Origin of the sequence: Gluconacetobacter azotocaptans, from assembly GCF_014174355.1 — a bacterium.
GTDB classification, from domain to species: Bacteria; Pseudomonadota; Alphaproteobacteria; order Acetobacterales; family Acetobacteraceae; genus Gluconacetobacter; species Gluconacetobacter azotocaptans.
Map to the genome: position 1 here is coordinate 43,442 of NZ_JABEQF010000003.1, position 15,214 is coordinate 58,655.

General features: G+C 69.4%; 16 protein-coding genes. 9 read left to right on the plus strand and 7 right to left on the minus strand.

Annotated elements, in window-relative coordinates; all coding sequences use genetic code 11:
* Window positions 1-4 precede the first annotated feature (4 nt).
* The 3 genes from folD to HLH34_RS04105 all read left to right on the plus strand — a co-directional run bounded on the left by folD (window position 5) and on the right by HLH34_RS04105 (window position 3,860).
* Complete coding sequence (gene folD, locus HLH34_RS04095) at window positions 5-919, plus strand: bifunctional methylenetetrahydrofolate dehydrogenase/methenyltetrahydrofolate cyclohydrolase FolD (protein ID WP_183118347.1); 915 nt, start codon at window positions 5-7, stop codon at window positions 917-919.
* Window positions 916-1,659: a methylenetetrahydrofolate reductase gene (locus tag HLH34_RS04100; protein ID WP_183118348.1), complete on the plus strand. Its 744-nt coding sequence runs from the start codon at window positions 916-918 to the stop codon at window positions 1,657-1,659. Before folD ends, HLH34_RS04100 begins: the two co-directional genes overlap by 4 nt.
* Window positions 1,660-1,817: 158 nt before the next feature.
* A complete protein-coding gene (locus HLH34_RS04105) occupies window positions 1,818-3,860 on the plus strand; it encodes a M1 family metallopeptidase (protein ID WP_183118349.1) in 2,043 nt (680 codons plus the stop codon).
* Window positions 3,861-3,908: 48 nt separating this feature from the next.
* On the opposite strand, the gene HLH34_RS04110 is transcribed toward HLH34_RS04105, so the two are convergent.
* Window positions 3,909-4,199: a hypothetical protein gene (locus tag HLH34_RS04110; protein ID WP_182940544.1), complete on the minus strand. Its 291-nt coding sequence runs from the start codon at window positions 4,197-4,199 to the stop codon at window positions 3,909-3,911.
* A gap of 150 nt (window positions 4,200-4,349) precedes the next feature.
* Between HLH34_RS04110 and HLH34_RS04115 the strand changes: the two genes are divergently transcribed.
* From HLH34_RS04115 to HLH34_RS04125, 3 genes are read left to right on the plus strand one after another with little or no spacing between them, the layout of a single operon-like run.
* Window positions 4,350-4,694, plus strand: a complete 345-nt coding sequence (locus HLH34_RS04115; RefSeq protein WP_183118350.1) for a lipopolysaccharide assembly protein LapA domain-containing protein — start codon at window positions 4,350-4,352, stop codon at window positions 4,692-4,694.
* Entirely contained in the window at window positions 4,691-5,413 is a 723-nt protein-coding gene (pyrF, locus tag HLH34_RS04120) for an orotidine-5'-phosphate decarboxylase (RefSeq protein WP_183118351.1), read from the plus strand. The genes HLH34_RS04115 and pyrF overlap by 4 nt, the downstream gene beginning before the upstream one ends.
* A 7-nt stretch (window positions 5,414-5,420) precedes the next feature.
* Window positions 5,421-6,056 (plus strand): phosphoribosylanthranilate isomerase, encoded by a 636-nt coding sequence (locus HLH34_RS04125; RefSeq protein WP_183118352.1) that lies wholly within the window; start codon window positions 5,421-5,423, stop codon window positions 6,054-6,056.
* A 106-nt stretch (window positions 6,057-6,162) separates the two neighbouring features.
* Here HLH34_RS04125 and HLH34_RS04130 read toward each other — a convergent pair whose 3' ends face one another.
* Together HLH34_RS04130 and HLH34_RS19330 are read right to left on the minus strand one after the other, a co-directional pair.
* Entirely contained in the window at window positions 6,163-6,537 is a 375-nt protein-coding gene (locus HLH34_RS04130) for a hypothetical protein (protein WP_183118353.1), read from the minus strand.
* Between the two features lie 192 nt (window positions 6,538-6,729).
* A complete protein-coding gene (locus HLH34_RS19330) occupies window positions 6,730-7,227 on the minus strand; it encodes a DUF721 domain-containing protein (RefSeq protein WP_244959631.1) in 498 nt (165 codons plus the stop codon).
* A gap of 9 nt (window positions 7,228-7,236) precedes the next feature.
* Between HLH34_RS19330 and mutY the strand changes: the two genes are divergently transcribed.
* The 3 genes from mutY to hemH all read left to right on the plus strand — a co-directional run bounded on the left by mutY (window position 7,237) and on the right by hemH (window position 9,782).
* Complete coding sequence (gene mutY / locus HLH34_RS04140; RefSeq protein ID WP_264784421.1) at window positions 7,237-8,322, plus strand: A/G-specific adenine glycosylase; 1,086 nt, start codon at window positions 7,237-7,239, stop codon at window positions 8,320-8,322.
* A 178-nt stretch (window positions 8,323-8,500) separates the two neighbouring features.
* The gene (locus HLH34_RS04145) at window positions 8,501-8,641 is read left to right on the plus strand and encodes a hypothetical protein (RefSeq protein WP_183118693.1); all 141 of its coding nucleotides are present in this window, start codon (window positions 8,501-8,503) and stop codon (window positions 8,639-8,641) included.
* 103 nt (window positions 8,642-8,744) lie between these two features.
* Window positions 8,745-9,782 carry a ferrochelatase gene (hemH, locus tag HLH34_RS04150; protein WP_183118356.1) on the plus strand — a complete coding sequence of 346 codons (1,038 nt, stop codon included), beginning with the start codon at window positions 8,745-8,747 and terminating at the stop codon, window positions 9,780-9,782.
* Between the two features lie 140 nt (window positions 9,783-9,922).
* On the opposite strand, the gene HLH34_RS04155 is transcribed toward hemH, so the two are convergent.
* The 4 genes from HLH34_RS04155 to ppdK form a co-directional block, all read right to left on the minus strand.
* Window positions 9,923-10,276 (minus strand): hypothetical protein, encoded by a 354-nt coding sequence (locus HLH34_RS04155; RefSeq protein WP_183118642.1) that lies wholly within the window; start codon window positions 10,274-10,276, stop codon window positions 9,923-9,925.
* Window positions 10,277-10,416: 140 nt separating this feature from the next.
* Window positions 10,417-11,058 carry a hypothetical protein gene (locus HLH34_RS04160; RefSeq protein ID WP_183118357.1) on the minus strand — a complete coding sequence of 214 codons (642 nt, stop codon included), beginning with the start codon at window positions 11,056-11,058 and terminating at the stop codon, window positions 10,417-10,419.
* Window positions 11,059-11,154: 96 nt separating this feature from the next.
* A complete protein-coding gene (locus HLH34_RS04165) occupies window positions 11,155-11,997 on the minus strand; it encodes a pyruvate, water dikinase regulatory protein (RefSeq protein WP_183118358.1) in 843 nt (280 codons plus the stop codon).
* 82 nt (window positions 11,998-12,079) lie between these two features.
* Window positions 12,080-14,770 carry a pyruvate, phosphate dikinase gene (gene ppdK / locus HLH34_RS04170; protein ID WP_183118359.1) on the minus strand — a complete coding sequence of 897 codons (2,691 nt, stop codon included), beginning with the start codon at window positions 14,768-14,770 and terminating at the stop codon, window positions 12,080-12,082.
* Between the last annotated feature and the right edge of the window lie 444 nt (window positions 14,771-15,214).

A 15,214-nucleotide genomic window follows, 5' to 3' on the forward strand; every position in this document is an offset into this window, starting at 1 on the left:
GTTCATGACCGACCCAGCTTCCGCCGAAACCGCGCCCGTCCGCAATCCGTCCGCGCGCCTGATCGACGGCAAGGCGTTCGCGGCGAACCTGACCCGGACGATCGCACAGGACGTCCGTTCGTTCCATGACCTCCATGGCGTGACGCCGGGCCTGGCGGTGGTGCTGGTGGGCAACGACCCGGCCAGCGAGGTCTATGTCCGCAACAAGGCGCTGCAGACCCATCGCGCGGGCATGCGCTCGTTCATGCACATGCTGCCGGACACCACATCGCAGGCCGAATTGCAGGCGTTGATCGTGCGGCTGAACGCCGATCCCGAAATCCACGGCATCCTGGTGCAACTGCCGTTGCCCGAAGGGCTGGACCCGGTGGCGGTGACGAATGCCATTCACCCGGACAAGGACGTCGACGGGCTGGGCCAGGTCAATGCCGGGAGGCTGGCGCTGGGGCAGCCGGGAATCGTGCCGTGCACGCCGCTGGGCTGCCTGATGCTGCTGAAATCCGAACTGGGCGACCTGCGCGGGCTGCATGCGATGGTCATCGGCGCGTCGAATCTGGTCGGCCGGCCGATGGCGCAATTGCTGCTGGGTGAAGGCTGCACCGTCACCATCGCGCATATCGACACCCGCGACCCCGCAGCCCTGGCGCGGCAAGCGGATATCCTGGTGGTGGCGACGGGGTGCCGGGGCCTGGTGCGCGGCGACTGGATCAAGCCGGGGGCCACGGTCATCGACGTCGGTATCACCCGCGTGTCCCTGCCCAACGGCAAGACGCGCCTGGTCGGCGACGTGGCGTTCGACGAGGCCGTGACCCGCGCCGGCCGCATCACCCCGGTGCCCGGCGGTGTCGGCCCGATGACGATCGCCTGCCTGCTGAACAACACGCTGGCCGCCGCGCGGCGGATCGTGGGCGGCGCATGACGCGGATCTCGGTCGAACTGATCCCCCGCGACGCGGACACGCTGCTGCGCGACGCGGCCGAGGTCCGGGACTGCTTCCCCGCCGCCGACACCCTCAACGTCCCGGACCTGATGCGCTTTCCGCTGCGCAGCTGGGACACTGTGCCGCTGCTGCATCCCCTGATGCCGCGTGTGGTGCCACATGTCCGCGCTATCGACATCGACCCCGACGGCCCGCTGCCCGGCCTGGATCAGGACGATCTGCGCGAGATTCTGGTGGTGCGCGGCGACCCGCCCGCCGACATCAGCCGCCGCACCTTCCCCAATTCCAGCGAGAGCGTCATCCGCCGCTATCGGCGCGAGGCCCCGCATCTGGCGGTCTATGCGGCCTTCGACCCCTATCGCCGCGCCCCGTACCGCGAACTGGAGGCCGTGGCGCGCAAGAAGGACGCCGGGGCCATGGGCTTCTTCACCCAGCCGGTGTTCGACCGCCGGACGCTGGATGTCTGCATGGGCTGGCTGGCGGGCGAGACCGTCTTCTGGGGCCTGTCGCCGGTCATCGGCCCGAAATCGCGCTCGTATTGGGAAACGACCAATCACGTGGTCTTCCCCCGCGATTTCGCCCCGACGATCGAGGCCAATGTCGCCTTCGCCTGCGATGCGATCCGCACCGTCCGCGCCCAGAGCGGGCATGTCTATCTGATGCCCCTGCGCGTGAAGCTGTCGCGCTATCTGGCCCCGATCCAGGACGGAATCGCCTGAAGGCAAGAGCCCCGCCCCCCTTTGGGTGGGTTACGTCCGTCCGGCAATTCCGTTAGCGTCGGTCCTCTGACTCCTCCGGAAAGGTCATGATCTTGCCGAACTCTCGCCTGCATCCGTGCCGTCCCGCCGCTGGCCGTTTCCTTCGGACCGGCGGGGCGATGCTGGCCGCGATACTGGCCTGCGGCGCGGGGGCCGTGCCTGCCGGCGCCGCCGATGCGGGCGCCGACACGGCATCGGCCCCGGCGCTGCCCGCGTCGCCGCCGCCCGACCCGGCGCGGATCTTCGCCCCGCTGGCCTATCCGCATGCATCCGGATCCTACCGGTCGGGTTCGGGCGTGCCCGGCCCGGCCTATTGGCAGAACAGCGCGGATTACGAGATCAAGGCGGCCATCGACCCCACCAACCGCCTGCTGTCGGGGTCCGAGACCATTACCTATGTCAACAACAGCCCCGATGCGCTGGACGTGTTGTGGGTCCAGCTTGACCAGAACATCTATCGCGACGGCTCGCGCGGCGGCTTCGCCAACCCCCAGCGCCACGCCAAGCACACCGATGGCGAGGCGATCGAGAGCGTATCGGTCGAGCAGGACGGCAAGAGCGTCGCGGTGACGCCTGTGATCTCGGACACGCGGATGCAACTGCCCCTGCCGAGCCCGCTGGACGGCAAGGGCGGCAAGATTCGGGTCAAGATCGTCTGGCATTACACGATCCCCGGCGAATGGGGCGGCCGCACCGCCGTCACCGCCAGCCGCAACGGCGATGTCTACGAGGTCGCGCAATGGTATCCGCGCATGGCCGTCTATGACGACCTGCGCGGCTGGGATACCGCGCCGTATCTGGGCCAGGAATTCTTCCTGGATTATGGCGACATCGATTACAGCATCACCGTGCCGTGGAATTTCACCGTGGTGGGGTCGGGCGCGCTGGTGAACCCGGCCGAGGTCCTGACCCAGACCGAGCGCGACCGCCTGGCCCAGGCGGCGAAGAGCGACGAACGGGTGATGATCCGCACCGAGGCCGATATCGCCGACCCCAAGAGCCATCTGGCGCAGAGCGGGACCAAGACCTGGCATTTCCGCATGAACAACACGCGCGACGTCGCCTTCGCCGCGTCGCCCGCATTCCTGTGGGACGCGGCGCGGCTGGACCTGCCGCCGCTGCCGGCGGAAGGGGGCCGCGCCGCGACGCCGCGCCTGGCGATGTCGGCCTATCTGGTCGAGGGCGCGGGCCCGCATCAGTGGGACCGTTCCACCGCCTACGTGAAGCACGCGATCGAGTATTTCTCGCACCAATGGTACCCGTACCCGTGGCCCAACGCGATCAACCTGGGCGGCCATGGCGCGGGCATGGAATATCCCGGCATCGTCTTCGACGGGATGCATGACAAGGACCCCGAGCTGTTCTGGATCACGACGCACGAACTGGGGCACGACTGGTTCCCGATGATCGTGGGCTCCAACGAACGCCGCAACGCCTTCATGGACGAAGGCTTCAACACCTTCATCGACGCCTATGCGTCCCAGCATTTCAACAATGGCGAATTCGCGCCCAAGCGCGATGCGGAATTCGCCCCCGCCACCGGCAAGCCGGCGGAAGACATCCTGTCGGTCCTGCGCGACCCGACCGCGCCCCGGCTGATGACGCCGTCCGACCTGGTGCCGGAACGCTATCGCCACCCCGTGACCTACTTCAAGGGCGCCTACGGCCTGATGCTGCTGCGCGAGCAGATCCTGGGGCCGGAACGCTTCGACCGCGCCTTCCGCCGCTATATCGCGCTGTGGGCCTATCGCCACCCCACGCCGTCCGACTTCTTCCGCCTGATGGACAGCGAGGGCGGCGAGGATCTGTCCTGGTTCTGGCGCGGCTGGTATTTCAACAACTGGGGCCCGGACTATGCGGTGAAATCCGCGACGACGACGGGCGACGGCGCGGCGCGCGGCGTTCTGGTCACCGTCGACAACAAGGGCTGGCTGCCGCTGCCGGTGACGCTGATGCTGACCTACACCGACGGCACGACCTCGCGCCTGGTCATCCCGACCGAGACCTGGCAGCTGCGCAACGAGATCGAACTGACCATCCCCACCACCCGCACGCCGCAGACGGTGACGCTGGACCCGGACCACGAGATCCCCGACCTGAACCGGACGGACAATGTGCTGACCCTGACGGCCCCGCCACCGCCGCCCGCGACGGGACATTGAGGCACCGCGCACCGGTCCGGAGGGCAAAGCCCTCGGACCGGGTGGACGCTAGATGAACTGCCCGCGCAGGAACCCCAGCGCCGGCAACGGCCGCCAGGCCCGGGGCAGGTCGGCGCGGCGGATGGGGGCGACACTGTAGCGTGGCGCCGGCTGGCGGGTCTGGCGCAGGAACTGCGCGTAGGCCCGGACCTGCTGCTCGCGCCAGTCCCGGTCGGCCATCGCGGCGGCGCGGGCGGGATAGACATCGGCGATCCGCATGGTCCGACCGGCCGAGGCGATGACCGCCCACAGCGTGTCGTCCTTGCGCGCGGTACCGCGAAACGCGATGATTTCACTCAAGGGCAAACTCCGCCTCGGGCTGACGTCACGAGACCACGCCGGTCCATCGGGAATCAAGACCCATCTGCGCCGGACGGGGCGGGCGGCCCGGCGCCAGGCGCGGGGCCGATTTTCTTGCCGCCGGCCGTGCGGAACTGTAGGAGGCAAGGCATGTTGCGTCTTCTCATCACCATCCCCTTCCTGCTGGCGCTGATCGTCTTCAGCGCCTGCAACCAGGATCCGATCCAGATGTGGTTCCTGGACTGGGGCTGGAAATCGTCGGTCGGCGTGCTGACCCTGATCGTCGCGGCGTTCTTCTTCGCACTGGGCGCGCTGTCGCTGTGGTTCGCCGAATTGCGCCAGCGCGGCCGCGCCCGCCGCGCCGAACAGCAGATCCGCACGCTGGAGGAGCAGATCGCCGAACTGCGCCGCCAGCAGGCCGAAACCTTCAATCCCCCCGCCACCCCGGCGCCCGTCCCTCCGGCGGGGTCCTATCCCGAGGTGCTGCCGCGATGACCGCGCGGCGCACGCGCCTGATCGTGGCGCTGGACACCAAGGACGCGGCGCAGGCCCGCGCCTGGCGCACCCGGACGGCGGCCAGTGATGGCAGGCCCGGGGCCGATGCCGTGAAGCTGGGGCTGGAATTCACCTATGCCCGTGGGCTGGACGCGGTGCGGGAGGTCGCGGGCGACCGGCCGCTGTTCCTGGACCTGAAGCTGCACGACATTCCCAACACCGTCGCCTCGGCGATCGGCAGCCTGGCGGCGACGCGGCCGGCGATGCTGACGATCCACGCCTCCGGCGGGCACGCGATGATCGCGGCGGCGCGCGCGGCGGTGGATGACGCCTTTCCCGTGGACGCGCGGCCCATCCTGCTGGCGGTCACGGTGCTGACCAGCATGGACGCCGAGGCATTGCACGAAACCGGGGTGTCCGACACCCCGCGCGGGCAGGTTGTGCGGTTGGGGGCGCTGGCAATGGCGGCCGGGGCCGACGGGCTGGTGTGCTCGTCGCATGAAATCGCGCCGCTGCGCGACCGGCTGGGCGACCGGCCGGTGCTGGTGGTGCCGGGCATCCGGCCCGCCGGGGCCGCCGCCGGCGACCAGAAGCGGATCATGACCCCCGCCCAGGCCAGCCGCGCCGGTGCCGACTGGATCGTGGTCGGCCGTCCCATCACCACCGCCGCCGACCCGGCCGCCGCCGCCGCCGCCATCGCGGCGGAACTTGCCGGCTGACCGCCCGATGGAGCGGCCCATCGGCGTCAAGATCTGCGGCCTGACCGAACCGGCCGGGCTGGAGGCCGCCGTGGCGCATGGTGCCGATTGGGTCGGATTCGTGTTCTTCGCGCGTTCGCCCCGCCATGTCACGCCCGCGCAGGCAGCGGCGCTGATCGCGCGCCTGCCTGCCGGCGGTCCCCGGCGCATCGGCCTGTTCGTGGCGCCGGATGACGACGCCATCGCCGCCGTGCTGGATGCGACCGAACTGGACGGATTGCAGATCTACGCCCCGCAGGCCCGCGCGCGCGCCGTCCGCGACCGGTTCGGCCTGCCGGTCTGGCACGCCCACGGTGTGGCGACGCCAGAGGACCTGCCGGTCGAAACATCCCTGGACGGGCTGGTGATCGAATCCCGCCCGCCCGCGGGTTCGGACCGGCCGGGCGGCAATGCCCATGCCATCGACTGGACGATGACGCGCGGCTGGGTCGCGCCCGCGCCATGGATCCTGGCCGGGGGGCTGACCCCCGACAATGTGGCCGATGCCATCGCTCGGAGCGGTGCGCCCGCAGTCGACGTGTCGTCGGGCGTTGAAAGCGCGCCGGGCCGCAAGGACCCGGCGCTGATCGCACGGTTCATTCGCGCCGCCCGACAGGACGGGTGATGCGAAGGCAAGGGCTTTGCCCTTTGAAAACCCAGGACTTTATAAACGAATGGGATGCAAGGGCCGCGGCCCTTGCCGGGTGCGGGCAGAGCCCGGCCTTTCCTTTTTACCAGCCCGGATAATAGCCCGGATAAGGGGCGCCATACGCCGGGTACGAATAGGCCGGATACGCCGGATAAGCGGGATAAGCCGGATAACCGTAAACCGGATAGCGATAGCGATATCCGCCATAGTACGGCGCTGCCACCACCGCGCCGGCCGCCGCCCCGGCCAGCATGCCGACGCCGAAGCCGCCCCAGCCCCATCCGGGACCGCGCCAGCCGCCACGCCAGCCACCACCGTGCCAGCCCCAGCCACCGCCGCCGCGCCATCCGCCGCCACCGCCCCAACCGCCACGTCCGCCCCATGCCATGGCGGATGTCGATGACAGCGTGCCGGCGACGCCCAGCGACAGGGCCAGCAGGAAAGCCATCTTGCGCATCGGAATGCTCCCTTTCAGCAAGAAACCGTTCTCTCTTCTTCGGCGGGACGGGCGGTCCGGGAAACCGGCGTGCCGCGCACATTCGCGGGATTATGCCATCCACGCCCCGTCAATACCGGAGGCAGGAAGCGCCGCGATCCCGGCCTTTTTATGGCAGGGCCCGATCGTCATGTTTCTCTGCCAATCCTGTCGTCACCGCCGTCCGGAGCGTTCGCGCACGCGCGCACCCAGCGCCGCCAGCGCGTCCTTCAGCGGTCCCTCGGGCATGTCGGGAATGGCGACCGGCGGCGGCGGGGCCTGCCGTGGGGGCGGGGCCGCCGGAGCGGGGCGGGGTACCAGATCCTGGACCAGCTTCAGCGACCGCACGGCGTCATGGCCGCAGGCCCGGTTGATCCGTCCGATCAGGGCGGGCGCCAGATGCTGCAATTCCATCGCCACCGGCCCGGCACAGCCCAGGGTCAGCACCCCCGCCGACAGGCGGCGCGGCACGGTGGCGCGCGCAAGCTCGGGCCCCACGATGTCGGCCCAGTCCGCGATGATCTGCGCCGCCGCCGGCGATTGCTTGCGGAAGGCGGGGCGGGCGACGTTGGGGATCAGCGCGCCCAGGCTGCGCATCGACCAGGCGCGCGCGGGCTCGGGCGGCGGGGCGGCGGGGCGTGCCCGCTTGCCGTTCGTCGGTTCCTTCGTCATAAGCGGACCGTGCCTCCTTTACCCGTCGACCTGCTGCGCTGGTACGACCGCCACCGGCGGACGCTGCCCTGGCGGGCCCTGCCCGGCCGAACCGCCGATCCCTATCACGTCTGGCTCAGCGAGATCATGCTGCAGCAGACGACCGTGGCGGCCGTCATCCCATATTTCCATCGTTTTCTCGACCGGTTTCCCACCGTGGCCGACCTGGCGCGCGCCAGGCAGGACGATGTGATGGCCGCGTGGGCGGGCCTGGGCTATTACGCGCGGGCGCGCAACCTGCATACCTGCGCCCAGGCAGTGGACCGCGCCGGCGGCTTCCCCCGCGACATGGCGGGGCTGCTGGCCCTGCCCGGGATCGGGCCCTATACCGCGGCCGCCATCGCCGCCATCGCCTTCGGCCATCCGGTCGTGCCGGTCGATGGCAATGTCGAACGCGTGACCACCCGCCTGTTCGCCCTGACCGACCCGCTGCCCGCCGCGCGCAAGGCCATCGCCCTGCAGGCCGCGACATTGGGCGACGCGGCCGAGGCCCGGGCCAGGCCGTCCGACTTCGCGCAGGCGCTGTTCGATCTGGGGGCGGGGATCTGCACCCCGAAATCCCCGGCCTGCGTGCTGTGCCCCTGGCAGGCGGCCTGCGCCGGGGCGCGGCTGGGCATCGCCGCCAGCCTGCCGGCCAAGGCGCCGAAGGCCGCGAAGCCGGTTCGCCACGGGGCACATTTCCATCTGGTCGACGCCGCGGGAAACGTCCTGCTGCGCCGCCGGCCGGAACGCGGGCTGCTGGGCGGCATGCTGGAACTGCCCGGCACCGCCTGGCGGGCCGAGGCATGGACCATGGCCGACGCTTTCTCTCATGTTCCGCTGGCCCCCACGCGCGGGCTGTCGGCGTGGAAGTCCATGGGGCGGGTGACGCATGTCTTCACCCATTTCACCTTGCATGTGGATGTGTACGCGGCGCGCATCGACCGCTTTCCCAACAGCATCGCCGCCCGGGGCGGACTGGTCTGCGGCGAACACGAACTGGACGGGCTGGCCCTGCCGTCGCTGATGCGCAAATGCCTGCAGATTGCACGCAGCGGGGAAGCCGGCGAAACTTGACGAATCGCAGCGCCGTTCCCATGTCGGGGATGCGTCGCTGGTTCCCGTCATTTTTTCGTTGACGGGGCATAAACCCGCACGGTTCACTGGAATGTGCGGTCCGGACCACCGATTTCGCGGCGCTGTTCCGCCGCCGCGCAAGCCTTCGAGGACCGCCCCGATCGGGATGGAGAGCACGATGACCGCCATTTCCGCCTTTCTGTCGTCATCCCTGCCGCTGGTGTGCGTGTCCGTGCTGATGGGCTGTGCGGCGATCCAGGCGTGGCGCGCCCAGCCCACGCCCCGCCCGGTACCCGTGCGGGTACGCAATCGTCGCTGACGCGGCGCCGGTACAGGTTCCCACCTCTTTCACCGCCGGCGGACATCAGTCGCGATGAGGGCATTTTGCCAGGAACCGTGTCATCCTGTAGCAGAATGACCCGATGAGCTTCCTGACCATCCGTCCCGACGCGCCCGCCACGCCCGGCCCGTCACGCATCGGCGTATTGCTGACCAATCTCGGCACCCCGGACGGAACCGGCTATCAGGCCATCCGGCGGTACCTGTCGGAGTTCCTGTCCGACCGCCGTATCATCGAAGCCAGCCCCGCCATCTGGCAGCCCATCCTGCAAGGCCCCATCCTGACCCTGCGTCCACGCAGGACGGGGGCCGCCTACCGCCGCATCTGGCATGCCCAGCGCGACGAAAGCCCGTTGCGCACCCACACCCGCGCGCAGGCCGAAGGGCTGGCCGAACGGCTGGCCGCCGACGGCGTGGCGGTGGAATGGGCCATGCGATACGGCAACCCGGCCATCCTGTCGGGAATCGACCGGCTGCTGCGCCGTGGCTGTGACCGGATCCTGCTGCTGCCGCTCTATCCCCAATACAGCGCCACCACCACGGCCACCGCCAACGACCAGGCGTTTCGCGCACTGATGCGGCTGCGCAACCAGCCGGCCATCCGGACCGTGCCGCCCTTCCCCGACCATCCGCTTTATATCGACGCCCTGGCCCGTTCGGTGCGCGAGACGCTGGCGGACCTGCCCTTCGCGCCGCAGCGGATCGTGGCCTCGTTCCACGGGCTGCCCCGCGATTACGTCGCCCGTGGCGATCATTATCCCCAGGATTGCGAGCGCACGATCGCCGCCCTGCGCCGGGCGCTGGACATGGACGAGGCGACCATGCCGCTGACCTATCAGTCGCGCTTCGGCCCCGCGCGCTGGCTGGAACCCTATACCGCGCCGCTGGTGCGGGCGTTGCCCGCGCAGGGCGTCACCCGTGTCGCGGTCATCATGCCGGGCTTCATGGCCGACTGCATCGAAACGCTGGACGAGATCGGCAACGAGGTGCGCGCCGAATTCATCGCCGCCGGCGGAACCGATTTCGCGCTGATCCCCTGCCTGAACGGGGCCCCGGCCGCGATCGACCTGCTGGAAGCCCTGGCGCGGCGGGAACTGGCGGGGTGGCTGGACCCCGCCTGAAGGAAAAATCGGGCGTCGCCCGAACCCACCAGGGCCTGAGGCCCTGGACCCCGATCATGGATCAACGACCGGGTTTCCAAAGGGCGAGGCCCTTTGGCGGGTTTCAGGGCAGCGCCCTGATGCTTGCCGATGAGGCGTCCTCAATGTCCCGGGGCGGGCGGATGCTCGGCGTCATACAGCGTGGCCTTCTGCTCGTCCGTCTTGCGGTTCCGGTACCGTTCCGCCAGGCTCATATGCGGGTCGGCGGGATGTTCCTTGTCATACAGCGCGGCCTTCGCGCGGAGGCCCTTGCGGTATTCGTGGCGGGTATACATGCCCGCGACGCACCCCCCGGCGGCCCCCATAACGCCATGATGGGCCAGATGCCCACCGACCGCGCCGACCGCACCGTATTTCAGGCAACCGCCGGGTTCGGCCCGCGCGTCGGTGGCCATGCCCGCCGCCAGCAGGCCGGCGGCCATCAGAGCGGGCGCGACGCATTTCCGCAAACTCATCATCTCTCGTATCCAATTTCGATTGCCGGACATCGGAACGGAACCGCCCGTTCCATGCCCCGGACATGCATCATGTAACATAATATGTCACGGCTGTGGCATCCCCAAGCCCGGCCTCGGGTCAAGGGATGCGCATCGCGTCACGGCCGGTCGCAACTCTCGGTCAGGCGATTGAAGACCAGCCCCTTGCTGCAGGTGACGACGGGCGACTGCATCGGCGCCCCCTGCGGCGGCGGGGCGGCATAGGGCTGCTGATATGGCTGATACGGCTGCTGCGGGTAGGCGGCGGAGGCCGCCGTGCCGGGGTAATAGGGATAATAGCCGGGCGGGTAGCCCGCGCTGCCGTCATATCCATCGTCATATCCGTCATAGTACGACCCGTAAGAGGATGCCGCCGCGCCGGCCGCCACGCCCAGGACCGCGCCGAAGGCCAGCGGCCAGCCCCAGCCGCCATAATAGCCGCCGTAATACGGATAGCCGCCCCATCCCCAGCCGCCATAATAGGGCCGGTAGCCCCAGCCGCCGCCGCGCCACCCACCGCCACGCCAGCCCCAGCCACCGCCACCGTGCCAGCCGCCACCACCGCCGTGCCAACCGCCGCCACCACCGCCGTGCCAGCCACCGCCGCCACCGTGCCAGCCGCCGCCGCCACCACCGTGCCAGCCACCACCACCACCGCCACCATGACCGCCGCCGCCGCCATGTTGCGCCCAGGCGATCTGACCTCCGGCCGTCGTCCCGAGCATCAGGGCTGCCGCCCCCAGAACCAGAAATCGCCGCATGACCGCGCCTCCCTTTCCATGTCCTTTTATATAGGTGGTCATGTGGCCCGATTCAGGTTGCGCCGGTATCGATATGTAACGCGGCGATATCGGGCGTCAGGGCCGGTGGCGTTCTTCCCACTGGGCTATCACTTCCATGACGGCAGCCGACGTTTCCTCGATCGAACGCTGGCTGACATCCACCAGGGGCCAGCCATGCCGGGCGCACACGCGCCGCGCCCAGCGGACTTCCTCCTCGACCTGCTCGGGGTCGACATACGGGTTGTTGCGCATCACCAGATCCATCCGCCGGTCGGCCATCACATCCAGCCTGTGCCGCCGGATACCGATCAGCACGTCGGGATCTATGGTCAACCCGACCACCGGCCGGGACAGATGCTCCAGCTCGCCTGGCAGCGGCAGGTTGGGGATCAGCGGCACGTTGGCCGCCTTGACGCCGCAATTGGCCAGGTAGAACGAGGTCGGGGTCTTGGACGCGCGCGACACCCCCACCAGCACCACGTCGGCGTGCGACAGGCCGCCCATTTCCTGCCCGTCATCATGGGCCAGCACGAAATGCATGGCGTCGATGCGGCGGAAATAGGCATCGTCCATCACGTACTGGCCGCCCGGCCGGGCGATGGCGGCTTCGCCCAGTTCGTCCTGCAGGACGTTGGTGACAGGGTCCAGCACGTTGATCAGCCGGACGCCGATATGTCCGCACCCGACCGTCAGTTCGTGCCGCAGCCGGGGATCGACCACCGACGACAGGACCGGCCCCGGATCCTGTGCGATGCCTTCGAGCGCGCGCCGCAATTGCGAGCGCGTCCGCAGCAGGTTCCAGCGATGGTAGGTGACGTCGGCATGGCTGAACTGCGCGACCGAGGCACGGACGAGGGAATCCAGCGTCTGCCCCGTCGCGTCCGACGCCAGATGCAGCACGATATGGTGCGATGGCATGCGTATATGGCCCCGGCGCCCCATGGGGGCGGACATGATCGGCATGGCCGGGTGTGCGCGCACACACCCGGCCGGCCAGTCGTCAGCGGCTGTCGGCGGGCAGCGGACGCTTCTGCTCGTCCCGGCGGGCCAGGGCGGCCTGTGCCGCCGCCAGGCGCGCGATCGGCACCCGGAACGGCGAACAGGACACGTAATCCAGCCCGACCGATTCGAAGAACCCGATCGAGGCCGGATCGCCCCCGTGCTCGCCGCACACGCCCAGCTTCAGGCCCGGCTTCGTGCGGCGTCCCTTCTCGACCCCCATCGCGACAAGCTGGCCCACGCCTTCCTGGTCGATGGAGATGAACGGGTCGCGCGGGATCAGGTCATGTTCCAGATAGAACGGCATGAACGTGCCCGCGTCGTCGCGCGACAGACCGAACGTGGTCTGCGTCAGGTCGTTGGTGCCGAACGAGAAGAAATCCGCGTCCTGCGCGATCCGGTCGGCCGTCAGCGCCGCGCGCGGCAGTTCGATCATGGTGCCGATGCTGTACTCCAGCGCGACGCCGGCCGCCGCCACGACTTCCGCCGCCACGGCCTCGACATTCGCGCGGGCACGGCGCAGTTCGGTCTCCATGCCCACCAGCGGGATCATGATCTCCGGCACCACCTGCTGTCCGCTCTCGCCCGAAACCGCAATCGCGGCCTCGATGATCGCGCGGGCCTGCATGGCGTACAGTTGCGGATAGGTCAGGCCCAGGCGGCAGCCGCGATGGCCCAGCATCGGGTTGGATTCCGACAGCGCCGCCTTGCGGGCCGCCAGGGCCTCGACGCTTTCGCCCAGCGCCGCCGCGACCTCGGCCAGTTCGGCATCGCCATGCGGCAGGAATTCATGCAGCGGCGGGTCCAGCAGGCGGATCGTCACCGGCAGCCCTGCCATGATGCGGAACAGCGCCTTGAAATCCTCGCGCTGGAACGGCAGCAGCGCGTCGATGGCGCGCGTCCGCGCGGTGTCGTCGCCCGCCATGATCATCTGCCGCACGAAGCCGATGCGGTCCGGGGCGAAGAACATGTGCTCGGTCCGGCACAGGCCGATTCCCTCGGCGCCGAAGTGGCGCGCGGTCTCGGCGTCCTCGGGCGTTTCGGCGTTGGCGCGGATCTTCATCCGGCGCGTGCGGTCGGCCCAGCCCATCAGGGTCGAGAAATCGCCCGACAGGGTGGGTTCGATCGTCCCGACCCGGCCGGCGAAGACCTCGCCCGTCGCGCCGTCCAGCGTGATCCACTCGCCTTCGTGCAGGACGGTGCCGCCGACCGACAGCGTGCGCGCGCGATAATCCACATGGATCCCGCCGGCGCCGGCGACGCAGACGCGCCCCATGCCGCGCGCCACCACGGCGGCGTGCGACGTCATGCCGCCACGGGTGGTCAGCACGCCGCGCGCGGCATGCATGCCGTGCACGTCCTCGGGCGAGGTTTCGATCCGGACCAGGATCACGTCCTCGCCCCGGGCAGCGCGGATTTCCACGTCCTCGGCGGTGAAGACGATGGCGCCCGCCGCCGCCCCCGGCGACGCCGGCAGCCCGCGGCTCAGCAGCGTGCGGGGCGCTTCGGGGTCCAGCGTCGGATGCAGCAGCTGGTCCAGCGACGAGGGGGGCACCCGGCGGATCGCCTCCTCATGCGTGATCAGGCCTTCCTCGGCCATGCTGATGGCGATCCGCAGCGCGGCGGCGGCGGTGCGCTTGCCGGTGCGGGTCTGCAGCATGTACAGGCGGTTGGCCTGGACCGTGAATTCGATGTCCTGCATGTCGCGGTAATGGCGTTCCAGGATGTCGCGCACCGCCAGCAGTTCGCGATAGGCGTCGGGCAGTGCCTTTTCCATCGACACCTCGTCGCCACGGGCGCGGGCCTCGGACATCGGCTGGGGGGTGCGGATGCCGGCCACCACGTCCTCGCCCTGGGCGTTGATGAGGTATTCGCCGTAGAAGACGTTTTCGCCGGTGGACGGATCGCGGGTGAAGCACACGCCGGTGGCGCAATCCTCGCCCATGTTGCCGAACACCATGGCCTGCACGTTGACCGCCGTGCCCCAGCTGGCCGGAATGTCGTGCAGGCGGCGATAGGTGTTGGCGCGCGGGTTCATCCACGACCCGAACACCGCCCCGATCGCGCCCCACAATTGCGCGTGCGGGTCCATGGGGAAGTCGTCCCCGGTCTCGCGCAGCACGATCTCCTTGTAGCCCGCGACGACGTCCTGCCAGTCCTCGGCCGACAGGCGGGTATCGTCCTGCACGCCGGCCGCGCGCTTGGTCTCCTCGATCAGGTCCTCGAAGCGATGGTGCGACACGCCGAGCACGACCGAGCCGTACATCTGGATGAAGCGGCGATAGCTGTCCCAGGCGAAGCGCGGATCGCCCGACGAGGCCGCCAGCCCTTCCACCGTGCTGTCGTTCAGGCCCAGATTGAGGACGGTGTCCATCATGCCCGGCATCGACACCCGCGCGCCCGAGCGGACCGAGACCAGAAGCGGGGCGGCCGGATCGCCGAAGCGCAGGCCCAGCGTCTCCTCGATGCCGTGCAGGGCCGTGTCGAGCTGCGCCTTCAGTTCGGCGGGATAGGCCCGGCCGTTTTCATAGAAGCTGGTGCAGACCTCGGTGGTGATCGTAAAGCCTGGTGGCACGGGCAGGCCGATCGCCGCCATTTCCGCCAGGTTGGCGCCTTTGCCGCCCAGCAGGTCGCGCATGCCGGCGCTGCCTTCGTTGGTGCCGCTTCCGAAACCATAGACCCACTTCGTCATCTCGGTATCTCCTTGTGCCCCGTGTTCTTTCTGCGCGAAACGTAGGCATTCCTCTGACCCGAACTTTTCTTGATCTTGCTTGTTCGGGCGCCGCCCTGCTTTCTTAGCTGCTCATCGGGCGGATTTCGATCTTTTTATTATGACGGAACCTGTCTGCTCGCGGCCTGTTTTCGGGCCTGCGCGGCCGTACGCGCGGGGCGGCAGCGCGGGCGCCGAGGTGGGCTGCGTGGCGAGCATGGCCGGCGCGTCCGGATGGGGGGCACGGGGGCCGGCACCCGCGGGCGTCGTTATTGTGAACGATCTGCCGGCCCGCCTGTTCTTTCGATACCGATGTGATGCCGGTTGCGGCAGGACGGCCGCTTCCCGGCCCGCGCCGTCGATTTTTCCGTGTCGGGGCATGGGAAATCCGGCAATCCGGGCCTGCCGCCGCCCGCTCCTGTCCGG